The following is a 20,467-nucleotide window of genomic DNA, read 5'->3' on the forward strand; positions in this document are numbered from 1 at the left end:
TGTGGTCGGTGTGGCATCTCACTCCGAGGAGAGCAGTCATGAAGGCCATCGTTTTCGACACGTTCGGCGGCATCGAGGTCCTGCACGAGGCGGAGATCGACGTTCCCCAGCCCGGCCCCGGCCAGGTCCGGGTGCGTGTGCGGGCCGTCGGCGTCAACCCGGTGGACGGCAAGATCCGGTCCGGCGGGATGGAGGCCATCTTCCCGACGACGCTGCCCGCCGTGCCCGGTGGGGAGATCGCCGGTGTGGTCGACGCCGTCGGCGAGGGCGTCGAGCGGCTGAAGGCGGGGGACGAGGTGCTGGGCTGGTCCGACACCGGCTCCTACGCGCAGTACGCCCTGGCGTCCGAGGCCGTCCTCGCACCCAAGCCGGCCGGTCTGGACTGGAAGCACGCCGCCGCCCTGCCCGTGGCGACCGACGGCGCCGAGCGGGTCCTGGACCTGCTCGGTGTCACCCCCGGCGAGACACTGCTGATCCACGGCGCGTCCGGCGCGCTCGGCACCGTCGCCGTCCAGCTGGCCGTCGCCCGCGGCGCCCGCGTCATCGGCACCGCCGGACCGGCCAACCAGGAGTACGTCACCTCGCTCGGCGCGACCGCGCTGGTCTACGGGGACAACCTGGTCGAGCGGGTCCGTGCCGTCGCCCCCGACGGGGTGGACGCCGTGTTCGACGCCGCAGGCAAGGGCGCGCTGGAGGACTCCATCACCCTGCGCGGCGGCACCGACCGGATCGTCACCACCGCCGACTTCCGCGCCGCCGAACTCGGCATCGTCTTCGCCGAGGGCCCCCAGCGCCGCTCCGCCGCCCGTCTCGCCGAACTCGCCCAGCTGGCCGCGGACGGCACACTGGTCACCACGATCAGCGCCGCCTACCCGCTCGCCGAGGCGGCCAAGGCCCAGCAGACCAGCGACGCGGGCCACAACCGAGGCAAGATCGTCCTCACCGTCGACTGATCCATCACACCACTCTCCGCGCGAACAGGGAGCAGCAATGTCGGACACCACCTCAGCGGAGCTGCCGGACGCGGCGGGCGAAGGGCCCTTGAGCTACGCCATCTTCCAGCTCGCCCGCGCCCACCGGGGCCATGCCGCCGGCATGCTGCGCGCCATGAACCTGCACCCGGGGCAGGAACTGCTGCTCATGCAGCTCTTCGACCACGACGGCCTGACCCAGGCGGAACTCCTGGAGCGGGTCGGCCTCGACCACTCCACCGTCTCCAAGTCCCTGCGGCGTATGCAGGAGGCAGGGCTGCTCACCCGGGAGCCGGCCCCGCACGACCGGCGGGTCATGGTGGTCCGCCTCACCGATGCCGGCCGCGCCCTGAAGGAACCCATCGCCGACATGTGGCGGTCCCTCGAGCAGATTTCCGTACGCGATCTGACTGCTGATCAGGTCGACATGTTCACCGCGTGTGCGTGGACGATCGAGAAGGCGATCAGGGACCGCAGCCGGCAGTCTCCGGCCGAGTAAGCACAGACGGAGACCCGTCCCGCTCGGCGGGCGGACAGCTTCTCGTGCTGTCCGGCTCCGCCCTGCCCCGCCTACCCCGTCCTGCCCTGCCCTGTGCGGAGCGAGGGTGCGGTTTGCCCTGCCCTCGTGCAGCCCTCCGTCGGCGCGCCGCAGCCGCCCGGCACCGCAGCCCCGCACCGCCGCCCATGACCGGCGCACCGGAACGACTCACTGGCCGGCCGGCAGCAGCCGGCTCTTCCTCTCCTCCATCCGTTCCGCGACATCAAGCCGCGACATCAAGGAGATTCCCATGACGAACGCTTTCGCCCCGATCGAGGTGGCCGGCCGGGCCATGGCCAACCGCATCGTGATGGCGCCGATGACCCGCAGCCGGGCCTACGGGCCGGGCGCCACCGCGACCGATCTGATGGCGACCTACTACAGCCAGCGAGCGAGCGCCGGCCTCATCGTCACCGAAGGGATCCAGCCCTCACCGGTCGGCCAGGGCTACCCCGACACGCCGGGCCTGCACACGCCGGAGCAGGTGGCGGCCTGGCGCAAGGTCACCGACGCCGTTCACGCCGAGGGTGGGGTGATCTTCGCGCAGCTGATGCACACCGGGCGCATCGGCCACCCCAGCCTGCTGCCTCCCGGGCTGCACCCGGTCGCGCCCTCGCCCGTCGCGGCGAAGGGCCAGGTGTACACCCACCAGGGGCCGGTGGACTTCGTCACCCCGCAGGAACTCGACGCCGACGGCATCACCCGTACCGTCGCCGACTTCGCCGACGCGGCACGCAACGCGGTCGCGGCCGGCTTCGACGGTGTGGAGATCCACGGCGCGAACGGCTACCTGATCCACCAGTTCCTCGCCCCCAACACCAACCGGCGCACCGACGGCTGGGGTGGCGACACCGCCGGCCGGGTCCGCTTCGCCCTGGAGGTGGCCACCGCTGTCGCCGAGGCGATCGGCGGCCACCGCACCGGGTTCCGCATCTCGCCCGCGAACCCCTACAACGACATCGCCGAGCAGGACGCGGTGGACGTGGAGAACACCTACACCACGCTGGTCACGAAGCTCGGCGAACTGGATCTCGCCTACCTGCACATGATCGAGGGAAGCGACCGGGAACTGACCACCCGCCTGCGCAAGACCTGGCCCTCCACGTTCATCCTCAACCCGTTCACCTACCCGGACCCGACCGGTCCGGACGCACTCGGCCTCGTCCAGGACGGCACCGCGGACATGGTCGCCTTCGGAGCACTGTTCCTCGCCAACCCCGACCTGCCCGCCCGCCTGGCAGCCCAGGGGCCCTTCAACACCCCGGACCCCGCCACCTTCTACGGCGGTGACCACCACGGCTACACCGACTATCCCTACCTGTAGGGCGACCTCACCTCGGATACCGACCGGAATGCCGGTCGGTCCGGCCCGGCCCTGTCGTCACGCCGTCCGCGCTCACTTCTCCAGGAACTCGCCCAACGCCGTCAGCAGCCGGTCGATGTCCTCCGGGTGGTTGTAGGGGGCGAGGCCGATGCGCAGGCCGCCGGTGTCGCCGAGGCCGAGATGGCGGGATGTCTCGATGGCGTAGAAGTGGCTGGAGGGCGCGTGGATGTCACGGGCGGCGAGGAAGCGGTAGGCGTCGGTGGTGTCGTGGTGCCCGAAGGTCAGCAGGAGGGTGGGGGTGCGGTCGGCGGCCCGGGAGTGGACGGTGACGCCCGGCAGCGCGGCCAGCTCCTTGTCGAGCCGGGTGCGCAGGGTGTGCTCGTGCGCCTCGAGCGCGGCGAAGGAGGCGGCCAGGCGTTCGCGCCGGGTGCCGGTGGCGTGCTGGTCGAGGCCGGCCAGGAAGTCGACGGCGGCGCGGGTCCCGGCAAGCAACTCGTAGGGAAGGGTGCCCAGTTCGAAGCGCTCGGGGACCGCGTCGCTGGAGGGCAGCAGCTTGTCGGGGTGCAGGGTCTCCAGCAGGGCGGGCCGGGCGGCCAGGGCGCCGAGGTGGGGGCCGAGGAACTTGTACGGGGAGCACACGAAGAAGTCCGCCCCCAGCACCGGCAGATCGACCAGCGTGTGCGCCGTGTAGTGGACGCCGTCGACATAGGTGAGCGCTCCGGCCTGGCGGACCAGGCGGCAGATCTCGGCGATCGGCGGGCGGGTGCCGATCAGGTTGGAGGCGGCGGTGACGGCGACCAGGCGGGTGCGGTCGGACAGGACGGCCCTGATGTCGTCGGCCGTCAGCTCTCCGGTGACGGGGTCGAACCCGGCCCAGCGCACGGTGGCGCCGACCCGCTCCGCGGCCTGCACCCAGGGGCGGATGTTGGCATCGTGGTCGAGCCGGGTGACGACGACCTCGTCACCGGGCGCCCACGAGGCGGCCAGCATGCGGGCGACGTCGTAGGTGAGCTGGGTGGCGCTGCGCCCGAAGACGATGCCGGCCGGTTCCGCGCCCAGCAGGTCGGCCACGGCCTCACGCGCCCCGGTGACGATGGCGTCGGCATTGCGCTCGCCCAGCGAGTACTGCCCCCGGTTGGACAGCGGCCGGGCCAGCACGTCGGCGATCGCGTCGATGACGGGCCGGGGCGTCTGCGTGCCGCCGGGCCCGTCGAAGTGGACGGTCCCGGCGCTCAGGGCGGGGAAGTGTGAGCGCAGGGCGGCAATGTCGTACGTCAACGTCGTAGCTCCTGTCGGGATCCGGGCCAGGGGCACGAGTCAACCATGGAGGCCATGGAAGCCGGCCTGCCGGCCGCCGGGCCGCTGCGCGGCGGCGTGGGCCACGACCTGCGCGACGGCGTCAACGGCATGTTGCTCGACACCGCCTCCGCCTCCGGCCTGACGCCCGGCCTGCACCGGCTGCTGTCCCTGCCCGAGAGCAGGCGCGCACAGCTCGCGCGCGCCGGACAGGAGACCGTGGCCGCCCGCTACTCCGTGACGCCCATGGCCCGGGCCCTGGCCGGTGTGTACGGCGACGCCCGACGCGCGTGAGGCCGGCGCGCAGGAGCCACGCGGTGCGGTGACGGGGTGCCCGGATACCCGGGTGACCAGGTGCCGGATCAGCCGGCGACCCACCGTCCGATCACCGCGAGCGTGACGAGGGCCAACAGCATCACGGCGGCAGGCCACGCCGTCATGGACGCGGCCTCGTGGGTCAGGGCGGCGGGCTCCGGCGGCCTGTCCGCCTGATCCGGCAGTCGCCGGTCGTCGTCGCCTGTTTCGAGCAGTTGCACGCACCAGGGGCAGTCGGCCGGTTCCTCGGCTTCGGGGGGCACTTCAACGGTCCACCCGGGTGCGGGCGCGCCGGTGTCCTCCTCCGCTTCCTCGACCGGCCCGCTGCGTAAGGGAGGTGTGGGACAGATGTTGTCGGCTCGCACACCGGTGGCATCGACGGTGAGATCGAAGCGCACCCGCCTGCCCGCGACCAGTTCCCGCTCCGCGATGCCGCGGAACGCCGAACGGTAGGCGACGGCATCGAAACCGTTTCCGTCCGGTGCGATGACTCCCAGGCCCCGAACCGGATCGAACCACTTCACCACGCCACTGGGCACAGACCACCCCCACGCTAGAGCGACTCAATGGGGGGTGCGTCAAGCATCCGGGCGCGCACCCCGGTCAGCAACCCGCGCGCGCCGGGCGCACGAAGCACACCGCCCGCGCCAGCCCCGTCGGCACAACCCGCGCCGGCCGACCGCGACGCGTCGCCCGACCGTCATCACGGTCCCGGTCGCCGCGCCTTCACAGAGCCGTTCCGCGGCACGCTGACGGCGTGGGGCCGGACACCGGGACGACGGTCGGGCGACGCGTCACAGCCGGCACCGAATCCGAATCCGAATCCGAATCCGGATCCGAATCCGGACCCGGACTCGGACTCCGCCCCGGGGCCTGTGCGGGGATCCGCTCCAGCACGCCGCCGGCGAAGACGTCGTACAGCGGCAACGTCTCCAGGTGCACATAGCCGATGTGGCAGTCGCAGACGGCCAGCGGGCAGGCGCGCGGGCGCAGGGCGGCGCGGTAGGAACCGTCGTAGAGGTTGCCCAGCGGCGTGCGGACGAAGTGGCAGCGGCGGACGGTGCCGTCGCCGTCGACGGAGATCACGGAGTCGCCGGTGCGGCACGGCAGACCGGCGCTGGTGTGCGGGTGACGGCTGTACGGGAAGAGCGGATCGAGGGCCGTCCACAGGTCGGCTTCGGTGTCCGTGTAGGAGTGGCCTTCGGCGGCGTTGATCCACAGGTAGACGTGCTCCGGCAGGTGGGCGCGCAGCCGGCGGGCCGCCTGAAGATGCTCGGGCAGTCCGACGACGCCGACGCTGAACCGGATGCCGCGCGCGGCCAGGTCGCGGCACTTGGTCAGGAAGCGGTCGTAGGGCGTCTGGCCCGGGTGGTAGGTGCACCACAGGGCGAGGGTCCCCGGATCGGCCTCGGCGAGCCAGTCGGTGCGGCAGCTCAGGTTGGTCTGGATCGCCACCCGCCGGATGTGCGGCAGACGGGAGAGGTCCGCGAGGGCGCGCCGGTACCAGGACCGCACCAGGCCCTCGCCCCAGGGGGTGAACAGCAGGGACAGCCGGTCCTCGGTCCGGTCGGCGGCCCAGGCGGCGAAGCGTTCCAGGGCGGCACGGTCGGCCCGCAGCTGGGCGCCGGTGTCGCGGCGCTTGGCGAACGGGCAGTAGGGACAGTCGTAGTCGCAGGAGGCGAGCGGGCCGCGGTACAGGAGGGTGAGGTCCATGACGGCCGGTCACTTCCTCTCGTAGGCGGCCATCGCGGCGCGTACGGCCGGGGAGAACAGGGCGGGGCCGACGGCGTCGGAGTGGGCGAGGCCTTCCGGGCTGAGCCGGAGGGTCTCGGAGTCGCCGTCGGCCAGCCAGCCGCGTTCGGCGAATGCGGCCAGTTCGGGGCCGAAGTCGTCGGCGGGGGCGACGCCGAAGCGGGCCCGGTAGTCGTCGAGGCGCAGTCCCTCGGCCTGGAGGAGTGACTGCAGCAGGTGACGGCGGCGCGCCTCGTGCGCGTCCATGGCGTAGCCGACCTCGGCGTGGGAGAAGTCGGTGGCTGCCACGTAGTCGTCGATGATCGCGCGGATCTCCTGCATGCCCACGGCGTAGTCGAAGGAGTAGTGCAGGCCGGCGGTGTACGAGCGGGCGCCGCACCCGAGGCCGATCATGCCGTCCGTCTGGCAGGCGTAGTCGTCGGCGCCCTGCGGCGGGGCGTCGGCGCGGCGGAACATGCGCATGGACTGCTGGGTGTAGCCGTGCGCGAGAAGGTGGTCCCGGCCGGCGCGGTACAGCCGGAGCCGCTGCTCGTCCCACGCGGGGTCGAGGCCGGAGCCGCGGCGGCCGAGGCCGGTGAGGGGGCGCACGTACAGCGGGTAGAGGTACAGCTCCTCGGGCCGCCAGGCCAGGGCCGCGTCCAGGGACCGGCGCCAGGTGTCCTCCGTCTGGCCGTCGATGCCGTAGATCAGGTCGATGTTGAGCACCGGGATGCGGGCGTCGCGGACGCGTCCGAGCGCCGACTCCACGTCGGCGCGGCGCTGCGGGCGAACGGCGGCGCGGGCCTCGGAGTCGACGAAGCTCTGCACGCCCAGGCTGAGGCGGGTGGCGCCCCGGCCGGCCAGCACGGCCAGCCGGTCGGCGGTGGCGGTGGCGGGCGAGGCCTCCACCGACAGGGGCACGGCGCGCAGGTCGGCACCCATGCGGTGCTCGGCGATGTCGCAGAGGCGTTCCAGCTCGGCGGCGGTCAGGAAGGTGGGGGTGCCGCCGCCGAAGGCCGCGGTGGCGAAGCGGACCTCGTCGCCGTCCCCGAGCGCCTCGCGTACGGCGTCCGCCTGACGTTCCAGGGCGTCCAGATAGGCGCCGGTCAGGCCGTCCGGGGCGCCGATGCGGGTGAAGAGGTTGCAGAAGCCGCAGCGGACCTCGCAGAAGGGGATGTGCAGGTAGAGGGAGAGGGCGTCCTTCGGCTCGGCGGCCCACAGGGAGGCGAGCGCGGGGCGGTGGGGGAGCGGGCGGTAGGCCGTCTTGTGGGGGTAGGCGTAGACGTAGCTCTGGTAAGGGCCGTCGGTGGGGGTGGCCGGGGCTCCGGTTGCGGCCGTCGGAGACGTGCCGAGGGGGGCCGGGGTGTGGGATGCGGTCGTCGGAGATGCGGTGGCGGTCATCGGGCGGCCTCGGTCGGGCGGGCGTCGGGGTGCGTCGCGGGTGCGGTCGTGGAAGGCGCGGGTTCGAGGAAGAAGTGGCCGTAGGGCACGGTCCAGACACAGTCGTGGCCGAGACGGTGGCCGGTGTAGCCGTCGTCTCCGTAGGCGGTGCCGTGGTCGGAGCAGACGATCGCGAAGCAGCGGCGTCTGCTGCTCGCGGCGGCGAACAGCCGCCCGATGTGCCGGTCGACGTACTCCAGCGCGGCGGCGTGCGTCTCGCGGGTGTCACCGTCCTCCCGGGTCGCGCCGGGCCGGTGGAACCAGTTCGGCTGGTGCAGTGCGGACACGTTGACGAAGAGGAACAGCCGCTGATCGGGCGGGAGTTCACTGATGACCTGTTCCGCGCGGGCCACCTGGTTCTCGAAGGACTCGGGTGAGGTGACGCCGAACTCCGGCTCCCAGTGCGACTCCTCGAAGAGCCCGGGCAGGACCGAACCGAGCGGCCCCTGCTTGTTGAAGAAGCCCACTCCTCCCACGCAGACGGTGTGGTAGCCCACCTTCGCCAGCCCGGAGACGAGGTCGGGGGTGTCGTAGACGAAGGTCTTCGAGGCGGTGGTCTCGCTGCCGGCGAAGCTCGCCGCGAACAGTCTCGGGTGCGGCCCAGGCGTGGCCGGGGTGGGCAGGAAGCCCGCGAAGATCGCCTGGTGCGAGGCGTAGGTGAAACTGCCCGGGGCGTGCCGCTTCTCCCATCGGCCGCCGGGCAGGTGGCGGGTCAGATGGGGTATGCGGCCGGCGGCGGCGAGTTCGGCGGCGACGTCGTAGCGCAGGGTGTCGAGGGTGACGAGGAGCAGGTCGTGGCTGCCGACGATCTCGTTCATGTCCGGCTCGCCCGCTGCCGGCGTGGGCGGGAGCGGCTCAGGGGTCGGTGCGGGCGAGGGCATGGGCGCTTGTTCCTGTTCTGTGGGCGTGCTGGTCGTGCTCGTTGCGGGGGACGTAGCGGAGGTCACTCGGCGGGTCGGCCGCCGTACGCGTGCAGGGCGGCAGCGACCTGGGCGGCGTACGTGTCGAGGCCTTCCGCTCCGCTGCCGGGCAGGCCGGTGAGCCGGGGCAGCAGATCGCCGAAGGCGTTGACCTCGCCGACGGCGGCTCTGCGCCACCCGACGGCCGGCAGCAGGTCGACGCCCACGCACAGGGTGCGCGGGAAGCAGGCCGCGGCCCGTTCGCACACCTCCAGCAGGTCGGCCCAGCGGGCGCCTGCCGCCTCGACGGCCTGCCGGGCCGTGTCGAGGTCGCCGCGGCTGCCGCCGAGGTGGAGGTTGGTCAGGGGCCAGCGGCTGGTGCGCACCACCGCGTGGGTGGCTCGGCCGGCCACCACGACGACTCTCAGGTCCGCGGCCCGGCCGTGCTGCGAGGCCTTCGGCAGCCAGCGTTCCAGGTGCAGGCCGTCGGGAGCGAGCGCGTCGACGATGGCCGCGATGTCTCCCTCGCGTTCGTAGCGGCGCACCTTGAGCGAGTTGAAAAGCCGCCCGTCCGCCGCGCGTTCCACCGAGGTGGTGGCCCGGATGCGGCCGGACCCCGCCGACTCCACGGCCAGCACGCCCGACGCGGACGAGCCGTGCGCGGGCTTGACGAACAACCGGTGCATCCGGTGCTCCCGCATCAGCGTCCGTACGTCGTCCCAGCCGCGGACCGGTGCTGCCCCCGGCCCCGACGTGGGCGAGGCGGGGACCGGTACGCCCGCCGCGTCGAGGACGGCGTGGCAGCGCCGTTTGTCGAAGAGCACGGCCAGGTCGTCGGGGTCGTCGAGCCGTGTGCCGCCGCGCAGGGAGCGCAGCGCGGCGGTGAACCCGGCGTACCAGCGGGCCGAGCCCTCCACCCGGGTGGGCTCCTCCACGCCGCGCAGCAGCCGGTCGACGTCGGTGTTCTCCCCGGGGGAGTCGACACGGACGATCTCTCCCGCGTCGAACTCGGCTCCGCCCGCCCGCAGCACGTCCGGCCAGGGGACGACACGCGGGGCCGGCAGTCCGGCCGCGCGCACCGCCTCGGCGAACAGCGTGACCCGGCGGTTCTCCGGATTGCCCACGACCGCGAAACGGCGGCCGGGGACAGGGCCGCCGGCACGTCCGGGGGCACGGCCGGAGCGCACGCCCGTGACGCTCATTCGCCCACGGCGACGTACCGCCACACCGTGCCGTCACCGTCCTGGTCCTCGTCGGCGTCGTCGCGGTCCAGGTCCACGGCCACGCCGGCGGGTTCGAGCGTCTGCCGCAGGCGCTCCAGGAGAGGCTCACTGATGTAGTGGTGGTGCAGGTCGAGTTCCTTGAGGTGGGTGAGCGGCTGCCCGGCCAGGAGGGCGGCGGCGCCGTCGTCGGTCAGGACTCCCATGGACAGGTCCAGCACCTCCAGACGGGCGACCACGGGGGCGGAGGCGACCGCCGCGGCGACGGCGTCCTGCATCTCGCTGTTGCGCAGGGCCAGGTGGCGTAGGCGCGGCAGCCGGGCACCGGACAGGATGGGCTCCAGGTCGGCGGCCTCACTGTCGCCGCCGTAGTCGGGCGTGCCCAGCCACAGGTCGAGCACCTCGAGGGCGGGCAGGTCGCTGTGGGCGACACCGCGGACGACCTCGGCGGGCAGCCCGCCGGACTCCATGGTCAGCTTGCGCAGGCCGGAGTGGCTCAGGGCGGGGAAACGCAGCCCGGTCCCGCCGCGGACGCCGAGCTCCTCCAGGTCGGGGAAGGCGTGGAGAAGCGGTGTGACGTCGGTCTGGTTGATCCAGGAGATCTCGCACTCCTCCATCACCATGTCGCCGACGAACAGCGCCCGCAGCGCGGGGAAGGCGTCCCGTGCGGCCACGAGCGCCTCGATGACGTCGGACGGGTCGGTGTCGTAGGCCTCCTGCCAGGCACCGACTATCAGCGCGCGCACGCGCGTGGTGTCGACGGCTGCGCGGAAACGGGCGAACGCCTTGGTCCAGGCCTCGTCGGAGTCGTAGACGTCGCTGGTGATGCGCCAGGCGACCGAGTCCGCCTCGGGCAGGTCGTCCGTCTGCTCGTCGGGGCCGGGGAAGGTGTGGGCGGGCAGCCGGTGGAACGCGTCGAGGTGGGCACCGATGGTCATGCGGCTGCTCCTGTGAAGAGTGTGAGAGGACGGGGTGTTCCGTCGTGACCGCAGTTCTACCAACAGGCACTGACAGTGCCCGTGACGGGGGCCACTGTTCGGGCCGTTGTCAGTGGCTGCCCCTACGGTCTGCGTCATGAGGCCGGTGCGTGGGCGCCGGTGGGAGGGAGGCTGCCGTGTACCGGCAGGGAGACGTACTGATCGTGCCCTTGGACGAGGAGGCGGTGCCGGGGCATGTCGCCGCTTCGCCCCGGGAGCCGCGCGATGCCCGGGGCCGGCTGGTGCTGGCGCTGGGCGAGGTCACCGGCCACGCGCACGCGGTCGTCGGCCCGGGTGAACTGGTGCGGGAGCCGGGGCCGTTCGGCCCTCTGCTGCTGCATCTGCCGCAGGGCGGGCGCGTGGTGCACGAGGAGCACGCGGCGATCCCTCTTCCCCGGGGGTGGTACCGGGTGATCCGGCAGCGGGAGTACGTGCCGGGGTCCGTGCGGATCGTTGCGGACTGAGGGGCGGGCTCGATGGGTTCCACGGGGTCAATGGAGTCGGTGAAGCCGGAGAAGGCTGCGAAGGTGATGGGTGCGATGGGATCGATGGGTTCCCCCTCTACGGTGACGAAGGGGGAGGAGCTGGAGCCTTCCCCGGCGAGGCCGGAGGCGGGTGCGGCCTCCGAGGGTGTCGGGTTCTGGCGCGCGTGTGCCACGGCGACGGCTCCGGCCGACCGCGCGGCGGCCGAGGCAGGCGTACGCCTCGCGTACCGGCGGGCCGGTCTTGCGGAACCTGAGCGGGTGCTGTGGGCCGACTCCCCACGCGCCGCGGTCACGCTGCTGCTCGGCCTGGAGGACAAGGGCCCCAGCGTGCGTGAGGAGATCCGGACGAAGCCGTGGGCGCTCGAACGCGACCGGCTGCACGGTGAATTGGGCCCTGCGGGTTGGTCGGCGCACTGGGGGGCGACCGGGGGCCGCCTCTGGGAGTCGACGCAGACGCTGGTCGACCGGATCAGCACGGGGTTGCTGAACGACCTGTGCGGCGGCGCGGACGGCACCAGGGAGTCGGTCGACTCGGGGGACGCGGGCGACGGGTCCGCCTCCACTGGTCGGAGAAGTGCCACCGACCGCGCCAAGGAGGCCGCGATCCGGCTGCTTCTGCTGGACGCGGTGCTGGGCCAGCACGACGCGCCCTGGCTCGCCGCCTTCCCCACCGACCGGGCGCCGCTGGACGGCCTGGGCGCGGTGTGCCGCAGCGCGGGCTGGTGGTGGCCGTTCGCTTCAGTCGCGGTCGTCTGCGAACGCCCTGTCGTCCTGCACCGCGACGAGGTGGGCCGCCTGGACCGCGGGGACGGCCCCGCCCTCGCCTACCGGGACGGGTTCGCTCTGCACGCCTGGCGCGGCATGCCGGTCCCCGCCGCCTTCCTCGCCGAGCTGTCCACGCTGACACCGGTCCGCATCCGGGCCGAGGAGAACGCCGAGCTTCGCCGGGTGATGCTGGAGTACTACGGCTACGAGCGCTACCTGGCGGACTCCGGCGCGCGCCCCCTGCACTCCGACGAGACGGGCACGCTGTGGCGGATCGACCTCGACGGCGACGAGCCGGTGGTGATGGTCGAGGTCCTGAACAGCACCCCGGAGCCGGACGGCACCCGGCGCACGTACTGGCTGCGTGTCCCGCCCTCGACCCGCACGGCCCGGGAGGGCGTCGCCTGGACCTTCGGACTGGGGGCGGACGTCTACGCACCGGTTCGCGAGACCTGACGGTATGCGGCCGACGCGGCTTGCCGCAGGGGGGCCTGCTGCGTAGGGGTTGAGCGCGCCGGCCAGGGCCAGCAGGTGATGGCCGGTGGGGGCGGCCCCGCCCAGCCGGCCGAAGAACACAAAACGCGCGTGCGCACGCGATGTTGCCGGGAAGAATGGCCGCCATGACGTACGAAGGCTCTCCCATCGACTCGACCAAGCCCAGCATCGCCCGCGTCTACGACTACCTGCTGGGCGGCAAGGACAACTACGCCGTGGACCGTGAGATCGGCGACGTGTTCAAGCGTGACCTGCCCGGGTCGGTGGCCATCGCCTTCGCCAACCGCGCTGCCCTGACCCGGGCGGTCAGGGAGATCGCGAAGACCACCGGCATCCGGCAGTTCATCGACATGGGCAGCGGCCTGCCGACCGCGGACAACGTCCACCAGGTCGCCCAACGGCACGCTCCGGAGTCCCGGGTCGTCTACGTCGACAACGACGTCCAGGTGTTGGTCCACGGCCGCGCACTGCTGGAGAACAACGACCGGACCCGCGTCGTCGCGGTCGATGTGCGCAACCCCGAGGACATCCGCTCCCACCCCATCACGCTCGAACTCATCGACTTCTCCCGGCCCGTGGCCGTCATCCTCAGCGCCATCCTCCACCACGTCAACGATGACGAGGACCCGGCAGGCATCGTCCGCTACTGGCGCGAGCAGGTCCCGTCCGGCAGCTACTTCTTCGTCAGCCATTTCCGCTCCGGCAACAACCCGGAGACCATGGAGGCCGAGAAGGTCCTCCAGCAGACGTTCGGCCGGGGCCGATGGCGCACGGACGCGGAGATCGCCGCCCTGCTGGACGGCCTGGAGATCCTCGACCCCGGGATCGTCCCGGCGCCCCTGTGGCGTCCCGACGAGTCCGACAGCTCGTTCGGCAGTGGCGGAAGACGAGAACTCACCGTCTGGGAGCACCTCATCGTCGCCGGCCTGGCCCGTAAGCCCTAGTGCACCACTGCCGGAGTCGTTGCCCGCGGCTGCCGCGCACGGACGTCGTCCGGTTCACCACACCGCACTGGCCTGATCGAATCCCTCGCCCGCACACGGCGTCCTGTCACAGACAACCCGGCGACACCCTTCTCCCGTCCTAGGCGACGCGAGAGGCGCCCGGGACCGACGGGACGTCTGCGCCTGGGTGTTGAGGAGAGGTTCATTGATCGGTGCGCGGCGAATATGTGTGACCGCCGTGGCGGTGCTGGCGGCTCTGGCGGGCTCGCCCGGACCGGCACAGGCGGTGCAGGTCCAGGATCCGCGGCTGTCGAGCGCGACGGACGGCGACCAGCCCCTACCGCCGGGGTGGCGGATCGGCGGGGAGGACGGCGCGCGCGAGCTGGTCTGGCGAGCGCCGAAGGCCGTGCCCATGGGGGATGCGCGGGTCGAGTTCCGTACCGGCGACCAGCTGCTCGGGGTGCCGAAGCCGGCGAGGGACGGGCGGACCTTCCGGCTCGGCCTCGGTGAGTTGCGGCCCGAGCGGCTGAGAGAGCTCCAGGTGACGGCGGCAGGGCGCAGGCTGGACGCGGCGGCCGACGAGGGCATGAACTCGGGCTCACGCGAGGCACCCCCCGGGCCTCACCGCCCGAACCCCGCGCCGGCCCCCGTGAACGGCGTCGATCCGGGCAGACCCGGCTCGTACCGCACGGTGACGGGGGAGTACGACCTCGACCCGGTGCGTCTGCCCGGGTTCGACACCCCGGTGGAGATGACCGCCAAGGTGGTGGCACCGAAGGGTGCCACCGGCAGCCGGCCGCTCGCGCTGTTCCTGCACGGCCGCCACAGCACCTGTTACAAGCCGGGCTCCGAGGACGACGTGACCGGCGACTGGCCCTGCGCGAGCGGCTACAAGCCGATCCCGAGCCACCTGGGCTATCTGCGCGACCAGCGACTGCTGGCCTCCCAGGGCTACGTGACGGTGTCGATCTCGGCGAACGGCATCAACGCCCAGGACTGGGAGGCCGAGGACGCCGGTGCGCAGGCGCGCTCCTCGCTGGTCCGGCAGCACCTCGCCCGCTGGGCCGGCTGGACCGCTCGTCGCTCCTCCGCCCCGGCCGTCGTACGCGAGGCGGCCGAGGCGGATCTTTCCCGGGTCCTGCTCGTCGGCCACTCGCGCGGCGGCGAGGGCGTCAACCGGGCCGCCATGGACAGCCTCTACCGGCCGCCGGCCGCCCAGGACGGCTACCGGGGCCCGGTGCGCTGGAAGGTGCGCGGGACGGTGCTCGTCGGACCGACGATCTTCGGCCAGAATCCCGTCGCCGACGTGCCGTCCGTGACGCTGCTGCCGGGCTGCGACGGCGACGTGTCGGACCTGCAGGGCGAGAACTTCGTCGACGGGACGCGCGGGATCAGCCGAGGCACGGCACTGCACAGCGCGGTCTACATGGTCGGCGCCAACCACAACTACTTCAACAGCGAGTGGACCCCGGGCGAGGCCGTCGCACCGGCCTGGGACGACTTCGGGACCGACCCGGAGCAGCCGGACCCGGTGTGCACGCCGGGAGCCGCGACCCGGCTGACCGCCGCCCAGCAGCACAAGGCGGGTGCCACGTACATCGCCGCGGCGGCGAGGCTCTTCCTCGCCGGGGACGACCGGGTGCGTCCGCTGCTCGACGGTTCCGGCAAGCGGGCCCCGTCCGCGGACCCGGCCCGGGTGCTGACCCACGCGGTCGGCGGCCGCCGCAGCGGCGGTCTCCTGCCGGACGGCGGGGTGAAGGTGACCGGCGCCCGGCTGTGCTCGGCGATCGATCCCGATCCGGCCGCCGCCTGCCTGGATCCGCGGACCGCCGGATCGTCACCGCACTTCGCGTCGTGGGAGACGGAACGGGAGGCCGGCCGCAGCGCGGTGGCCCTGAAGTGGTCCGCGCCGGGCACGGCCGCGCGGATCACACCGGCCAGGCCGCTGTCCCTCCGCGGCGCGGAGAAGCTGGCGCTGCGGGTCTTCGTGCCGCCGAACACGACCGGCACGAAGCTCGACGTGTCCGTCACCGACTCCTCCGACCGTCGGGTGACGCTGGGTTCGGTCACTGTGGACGGTCTCCCGGGCTCCGCGCTCACCGCCTCCTACTGGGCTCGTGAGCTGCGCGTGCCCCTGTCGGCCGCGACCCGGGCCGGGCTCGATCTGAAGCATGTCAAGTCCCTTGCCCTCACACCCCGTTCGAAGTCCGGGCGGGCCTGGCTGATGGATGCCTGGGGCTGGGCGCCCGGCACTCCGGCGGTGCAGGCGGCCGCGCTGCCGCGCGTCGACGTGGGCCGCACGATCGTCAAGGAGGGCGACTCGGGCACCCGCACCTACCGGATCCCGGTCGAGGTCTCCGGGCACGGCAGCGGGCAGGTCCGCGTGTACGTCCTCGACCCGGACGGCGGCCGGGCCGGGAACCGCCTCGTGACCGTACGGCCCGGCAGCCGCGCGATCGATGTGCCGGTCAAGGTCAAGGGTGACACGGTCTACGGCGAGGACGTGGAGCACGACATCGCCGTCAAGGCCGTCCGCAACGCCGTCGTAGGCAAGCACCGGGGCGGGCTCACCGTCGAGAACGACGACCCGGAGCCGGTGATCACCCTGTCGCCGGTCGCGGACCGGGTGTCCGAGGGAGAGTCGCTCACCTGGCGGCTGTCCGTGGCCGAGCCCGCGGCGGTGGACCTCTGGCAGCCGGTGCGGGTGCTCGCGGCCACCGACGGCGCCGAGCTGTCCACCACGGACGTGGACCCGCAGTGGCTCGAGGACTTCTCCGGTGACGTGCCCCAGCCCGAACGGCCGCTGTCCGAGGCGAACCTGTGGGTGTGGCTGAACATTGCGCCCGGCAGCACCGGCGTGGACTTCGCCGTGCCGACCGTACGGGACCGGGTGGCGGAGCCGGCCGAGTCGATGCGCCTGGCCCTGACCGACAGGAACGCCGAGCCGCTGCCCGGCAGGCCGGTGCGGACGGGGACGGTGCTCGACAAGCCCGTGGAGTGATGTCCTGGGCATCGTGAGCACCCTCCTGCGCGGGGTCCGGCCGGCGGCCCGGACCCCGCGCTTCACCGACTCCCAGGCCGTGCGAGGACTTCCCGAGTCCTAACGGCCGATCTTGTCCAGCTCGGTGAGGTCCTCCTCGGAGAGCGTCAGTCGCGCGCCGGCGACGTTCTCGCGCAGGTGCGCGACGGAGGAGGTGCCGGGGATGAGCAGGATGTTCGGTGACCGGCGCAGCAGCCAGGCCAGGGCGACCGACATCGGTGCCGCGTCCAGCCGGGCGGCCACGGTGGAGAGCGCCGCGGACTGCAGCGGGGTGAAGCCGCCTAGCGGGAAGAACGGTACGTAGGCGATGCCCTCGGCCGCGAGATCGTCGATCAGCTCGTCATCCTGGCGGTGGGCCAGGTTGTACATGTTCTGCACGCACACGATCGGCGCGATCCTCCGCGCCTCGGCGACCTGTTCCGCCGTCGCGTTGCTCACTCCCAGGTGCCTGATCAGGCCCTGCTCCCGGAGGTCGACGAGGGCCTCGAAGGGTTCGGCGAGCGAGCCGGGCCGGGGCCCTTGTGCGTCGCCGAGCCGGAGGTTGACCACGTCGAGCACCTCCACGCCGAGGTCTTCCAGGTTCTCCTCAACGGCACGACGCAGGTCCTCGGGCCGGCGGGCCGGGGGCCAGCCGCCCTGCTGGTCGCGGACCGCGCCGACCTTGGTCACGATGTGCAGCGCCTCGGGGTAGGGGTGCAGCGCTTCCCGGATCAGCCGGTTGGTGACGCGCGGTCCGTACGCGCCTGCGGTGTCGATGTGACTGAGCCCGAGGCGTGCGGCCTCCCGCAGGACGGCGAGCGCGCCGTCGTGGTCGGCGGGCGGGCCCATGACCCCGGGCCCGGCGAGCTGCATGGCCCCGTAACCGAAACGGGTGACGGTCAGATCGCCCAGGGTCCACGTGCCGCCGGGCAGGGAGGGAGAGGGGATGTCGGGAGTGTTCACGGTGTCGCTCATGGCGTCGATGCTCACTCACCGGCGAGCGGCGCATCCAATACCGATGCAGTGCGCTGTGATACCGGGCGGGTATCACCGAGGTAGGCTGTGGCCATGGACACCCTGGAGACCCGCGAGCTGCGGTATTTCGTGGCGGTCGCCGAGGAACTGCACTTCGGTCGTGCCGCTGAGCGCCTCGGTATGGCCCAGCCACCGCTGTCGCGGGCGATCCAGCAGTTGGAGCGGCGGCTCGGCGTCTGCCTGCTGAAACGCAACCGCCGCGGCGTTGCTCTCACGGACGCGGGGGAGATGCTGCTGCACGAGGGCCGCGCGGCTCTCGACGCGACCGCCGCCGCCGTTCGCCGCACCCGCCGCGCCGGCGGCACCGACGGCCCGGGCGGCTCCCGCAACCGGCTGGTGCTCGCGGTGAAGGCCGGTGCGTCCCACGAACTGCTGCACAAACTCCTCGACGCCTACGCGGCCGAGTCCGGCGCCGCCGAGGTCGAGGTGCTGCCCAGCGGCACGTGCGAGCAGGGGGAGATGCTGCGCGACGGCCGCGCGGACGTGGCGCTCATGCACACGCCGTACAACTCCCTCGCAGGGTTCGACAGCGAGGAACTGATGACCGAGGGTCAGATCGCCATCCTGCCCGCCGGACACCGGCTCGCCGCGCGCAAGACCCTGTCCCTGGCCGAGGTCGGCGACATCCCCGACCTCCCGCTCGCCCGCTGGTCCCGCGACGGCACCTTCCCGCCCGGCCCGGGCCCGGAGATCCACGACCAGACGCAGCTGGCCCAGCTGATCGCCCTCGGACGCACCGCAGCCGTCTTCCCCGACTCGGCCCGCGCCTGGCTGTGGGCCGAGCACACCGCCGTCCCCCTGTCCGACGCGCCCCCCGTCGTCACCCACATCGCCTGGCCCGCGCACAGCCGCTCCCTCGCCCTCGCCGGGCTGATCCGCACGGCGACGCGGCTGTGATCCGTCCGCGCTCGTCACAGGCGTTGACATGTTCACGGTTCATCGTGATGCTGTGGAAGCGGACTTGCATCGATGTAAATCACTGGTGATGCCGAGCACCGACGGCCAGGATCGCCCCCCACCCCCCTCCGACACGGTCCCGGCCGGACGCCGTCCCCATGCCGCCGCCTCGCGTCGGCACGGCGTCGAAGCGGAGGCCGACCTCGGAACGGGACATGACCCCATCGCGCACTCTGAGGAGCACTGTCGCTCTCCTGCTGGCCGGCCTGCTCGCCGCCACGCTGTCCCTGACGTCCGCCGAACCCGCCCGGGCCGGCCAGACGGGCCTGCGGGCCGCCGACCCGAGCGTGCTGCGGGTCGGCGGCACCTACGTCTCGGTGCAGTCGGTGGGTGACGGCATCGCCGTACGGCAGGCGCCCTCGACGGACGCGCTCGCCTCCGCACCCGCCCGCCGGGTCTGGTCGGACACGGGCGACCTCGGGGAGGTCTGGGCGCCGGAGATCGTGCGGGACTCGGGCCGCTACCACATCTACTTCACCGCCGGCCGCGGAGCGGCCCACCGGATGTACGTCATCAGCTCCGCCAGCCCGGACAGTGGATACAGCGCCGCCACCAAATTGGCCCTGCCGGACGACAAGTGGGCCATCGACGGCACGCTGTTCACCTTCAACGGGCAGCGTTGGTTCGTCTGGTCCGGATGGGCCGGTGACACCAACGTCGAGCAGAACCTCTACATCGCCCGGATGAGCAGCCCGACCACGCCCACCGGCGCGCGGTACGTCATCTCGCAGCCGCGCGAGCCCTGGGAGCGGGTGGTCGGCAACCCGTTCATCAACGAGGGCCCCGAACCCATCAAGGACCCGAACGGGCAACTGCACATCGTGTACTCGGCCAACGGCAGCTGGAGCGACCAGTACTGCCTGGCCGACCTGCGGCTGCGGGCCGGCGGCGACCCGACGTACGTCTGGGACTGGTACAAGTCCAACGGCTGCCTCTTCGGCTCCCACCGGGCCACGATGATGTCCGGCTGGGACCCCACCCTGCACGTCGACGGGCCCGGCCACCACACGTTCGTGCTCCTGGACGGCGACATCAACACGAGCCCGCCCGCCGGTCCCAGGTTCCCCCTCATGTTCCACGCGGTCCCCAAGGGCACGCCGTACGCGTGGGAGAACCGGTACTGGTACACCGGCACGTTCACCTGGTGGGGCAACACCACCTACAGCCGCGCCAACGTCCCCGGAGCGAACACGAACACCGGGTGGAGCCTCAAGTTCTTCGAGTAGTGATCAACACCGCATCGGGAAACCCGGCCGCCGGCCCCCCGGTCAACTCCTCAGGACGCCCAGGGCTTCAGCATGTCCTTCATCGTGTCCGCCATGGCCAGTTGCAGCAGGGGGCCGTAGGTGACGCGGCCCACGCCGAGACGGCGGAAGCGCTCGAGATCGTGCCTGACGGGATGGGCCGTGGAGTTCACGGGGACGCTGACGGCACCGGTCACGGCAGTGAGCAGCGCGTCGTTGTCCTGAACACCCACCGGGTAGACACTGTCGGCGCCGGCCTCTTCCAGGGCACGCAGTCGCTCGATCGCCTCGTCGAGGACGCCGGAAGCGTCCTGCGCGTGGATGAAGAGGTCGGTGCGCCCGTTGACCCAGACGGGAACGCCCGCGTCGTCGGCCGCCGCGCGCAGGCCGGCGACGTACTCCGCGTGCTCCTGCGTGCTGCGTACGCGGCCACCGTCCGAGTGGACGGTGTCCTCGACGTTCAGACCGACCCCGCCGACCTCGATGAGACCAGCGACGAGATCAGCGGGCTTCTGCCCGTACCCGGCCTCCAGGTCCACGGACACGGGGACGTCGACCGCCGCGATGATCGGCCTGACGGCGGCCAGCACCTCCTCGAAGGTCTGCCCCTCGTGGTCGTCGGCTCCCCGGGAGTCTGCGAGGGGATGGCTGCCGATCGTCAGCGAGGGGAACCCGGCGGCCACCGCCGTGCGCGCGGACCACACGTCCCAGACGGTCGGCAGCACGAGCGGCTTGTGCTGGGCGTGCAGTTGCTTGAGGCGCTGAGCGCGCTCGACGGTGGTGTGAGTGTCCATGCCGGTGACGCTACCCCG

At 72.5% G+C, this 20,467-nt stretch carries 19 protein-coding genes; 10 read left to right on the forward strand and 9 right to left on the reverse strand.

Going from position 1 to position 20,467, the window contains the following annotated elements; translation table 11 throughout:
* Positions 1 to 38 precede the first annotated feature (38 nt).
* From ACPXCS_RS22895 to ACPXCS_RS22905, 3 genes are all read left to right on the forward strand, one after another.
* Positions 39 to 953, forward strand: coding sequence for an NADP-dependent oxidoreductase (locus ACPXCS_RS22895; protein ID WP_425948768.1), 915 nt, complete (start codon positions 39 to 41; stop codon positions 951 to 953).
* Positions 954 to 990: 37 nt separating this feature from the next.
* On the forward strand, positions 991 to 1,470 hold the full coding sequence (locus ACPXCS_RS22900) for a MarR family winged helix-turn-helix transcriptional regulator (RefSeq protein WP_365740677.1): 480 nt from the start codon (positions 991 to 993) through the stop codon (positions 1,468 to 1,470).
* Between the two features lie 289 nt (positions 1,471 to 1,759).
* A complete protein-coding gene (locus ACPXCS_RS22905; protein WP_425948766.1) occupies positions 1,760 to 2,833 on the forward strand; it encodes an alkene reductase in 1,074 nt (357 codons plus the stop codon).
* Between the two features lie 72 nt (positions 2,834 to 2,905).
* On the opposite strand, the gene ACPXCS_RS22910 is transcribed toward ACPXCS_RS22905, so the two are convergent.
* On the reverse strand, positions 2,906 to 4,111 hold the full coding sequence (locus ACPXCS_RS22910; RefSeq protein WP_425948764.1) for a cysteine desulfurase-like protein: 1,206 nt from the start codon (positions 4,109 to 4,111) through the stop codon (positions 2,906 to 2,908).
* 54 nt (positions 4,112 to 4,165) lie between these two features.
* On the opposite strand from ACPXCS_RS22910, the gene ACPXCS_RS22915 reads away from it, so the two are divergent.
* On the forward strand, positions 4,166 to 4,423 hold the full coding sequence (locus ACPXCS_RS22915) for a glycosyltransferase (RefSeq protein WP_425948762.1): 258 nt from the start codon (positions 4,166 to 4,168) through the stop codon (positions 4,421 to 4,423).
* A gap of 68 nt (positions 4,424 to 4,491) precedes the next feature.
* On the opposite strand, the gene ACPXCS_RS22920 is transcribed toward ACPXCS_RS22915, so the two are convergent.
* From ACPXCS_RS22920 to ACPXCS_RS22945, 6 genes are all read right to left on the reverse strand, one after another.
* Entirely contained in the window at positions 4,492 to 4,968 is a 477-nt protein-coding gene (locus tag ACPXCS_RS22920; RefSeq protein ID WP_425948760.1) for a hypothetical protein, read from the reverse strand.
* Between the two features lie 202 nt (positions 4,969 to 5,170).
* Entirely contained in the window at positions 5,171 to 6,157 is a 987-nt protein-coding gene (locus ACPXCS_RS22925; protein ID WP_425971010.1) for an STM4011 family radical SAM protein, read from the reverse strand.
* A gap of 9 nt (positions 6,158 to 6,166) precedes the next feature.
* Positions 6,167 to 7,576, reverse strand: a complete 1,410-nt coding sequence (locus ACPXCS_RS22930) for an STM4012 family radical SAM protein (protein ID WP_425948758.1) — start codon at positions 7,574 to 7,576, stop codon at positions 6,167 to 6,169.
* On the reverse strand, positions 7,573 to 8,433 hold the full coding sequence (locus ACPXCS_RS22935; RefSeq protein WP_425948892.1) for an STM4013/SEN3800 family hydrolase: 861 nt from the start codon (positions 8,431 to 8,433) through the stop codon (positions 7,573 to 7,575). The genes ACPXCS_RS22930 and ACPXCS_RS22935 overlap by 4 nt, the downstream gene beginning before the upstream one ends.
* Before the next feature lie 125 nt (positions 8,434 to 8,558).
* A complete protein-coding gene (locus tag ACPXCS_RS22940; RefSeq protein ID WP_425948756.1) occupies positions 8,559 to 9,716 on the reverse strand; it encodes an STM4014 family protein in 1,158 nt (385 codons plus the stop codon).
* Entirely contained in the window at positions 9,713 to 10,672 is a 960-nt protein-coding gene (locus ACPXCS_RS22945) for an STM4015 family protein (protein ID WP_425948755.1), read from the reverse strand. The genes ACPXCS_RS22940 and ACPXCS_RS22945 overlap by 4 nt, the downstream gene beginning before the upstream one ends.
* Positions 10,673 to 10,848: 176 nt before the next feature.
* Here ACPXCS_RS22945 and ACPXCS_RS22950 point away from each other — a divergent pair, with 176 nt between their 5' ends.
* The 4 genes from ACPXCS_RS22950 to ACPXCS_RS22965 all read left to right on the forward strand — a co-directional run bounded on the left by ACPXCS_RS22950 (position 10,849) and on the right by ACPXCS_RS22965 (position 16,401).
* Positions 10,849 to 11,175: a hypothetical protein gene (locus ACPXCS_RS22950; protein WP_425948754.1), complete on the forward strand. Its 327-nt coding sequence runs from the start codon at positions 10,849 to 10,851 to the stop codon at positions 11,173 to 11,175.
* An 84-nt stretch (positions 11,176 to 11,259) separates the two neighbouring features.
* A complete protein-coding gene (locus tag ACPXCS_RS22955; protein WP_425948752.1) occupies positions 11,260 to 12,417 on the forward strand; it encodes a DUF6745 domain-containing protein in 1,158 nt (385 codons plus the stop codon).
* A 155-nt stretch (positions 12,418 to 12,572) separates the two neighbouring features.
* Positions 12,573 to 13,400 (forward strand): SAM-dependent methyltransferase, encoded by an 828-nt coding sequence (locus ACPXCS_RS22960; RefSeq protein WP_425948750.1) that lies wholly within the window; start codon positions 12,573 to 12,575, stop codon positions 13,398 to 13,400.
* Positions 13,401 to 13,629: 229 nt separating this feature from the next.
* Positions 13,630 to 16,401, forward strand: coding sequence for a hypothetical protein (locus ACPXCS_RS22965; protein ID WP_425948749.1), 2,772 nt, complete (start codon positions 13,630 to 13,632; stop codon positions 16,399 to 16,401).
* A gap of 99 nt (positions 16,402 to 16,500) precedes the next feature.
* Here the strand turns inward: ACPXCS_RS22965 and ACPXCS_RS22970 are convergent, their stop codons facing one another.
* Positions 16,501 to 17,394, reverse strand: a complete 894-nt coding sequence (locus tag ACPXCS_RS22970; protein WP_425948747.1) for an aldo/keto reductase family oxidoreductase — start codon at positions 17,392 to 17,394, stop codon at positions 16,501 to 16,503.
* Between the two features lie 93 nt (positions 17,395 to 17,487).
* On the opposite strand from ACPXCS_RS22970, the gene ACPXCS_RS22975 reads away from it, so the two are divergent.
* Together ACPXCS_RS22975 and ACPXCS_RS22980 are read left to right on the forward strand one after the other, a co-directional pair.
* Positions 17,488 to 18,351 (forward strand): LysR family transcriptional regulator, encoded by an 864-nt coding sequence (locus ACPXCS_RS22975; protein ID WP_425948745.1) that lies wholly within the window; start codon positions 17,488 to 17,490, stop codon positions 18,349 to 18,351.
* A gap of 215 nt (positions 18,352 to 18,566) precedes the next feature.
* Entirely contained in the window at positions 18,567 to 19,637 is a 1,071-nt protein-coding gene (locus tag ACPXCS_RS22980) for a glycoside hydrolase family 43 protein (protein WP_425948744.1), read from the forward strand.
* Between the two features lie 50 nt (positions 19,638 to 19,687).
* On the opposite strand, the gene ACPXCS_RS22985 is transcribed toward ACPXCS_RS22980, so the two are convergent.
* Entirely contained in the window at positions 19,688 to 20,449 is a 762-nt protein-coding gene (locus ACPXCS_RS22985) for an isocitrate lyase/PEP mutase family protein (RefSeq protein WP_425948742.1), read from the reverse strand.
* Positions 20,450 to 20,467: the final 18 nt, after the last annotated feature.

It is taken from the genome of Streptomyces sp. DT190 (assembly GCF_049846985.1).
Taxonomy (GTDB): domain Bacteria; phylum Actinomycetota; class Actinomycetes; order Streptomycetales; family Streptomycetaceae; genus Streptomyces.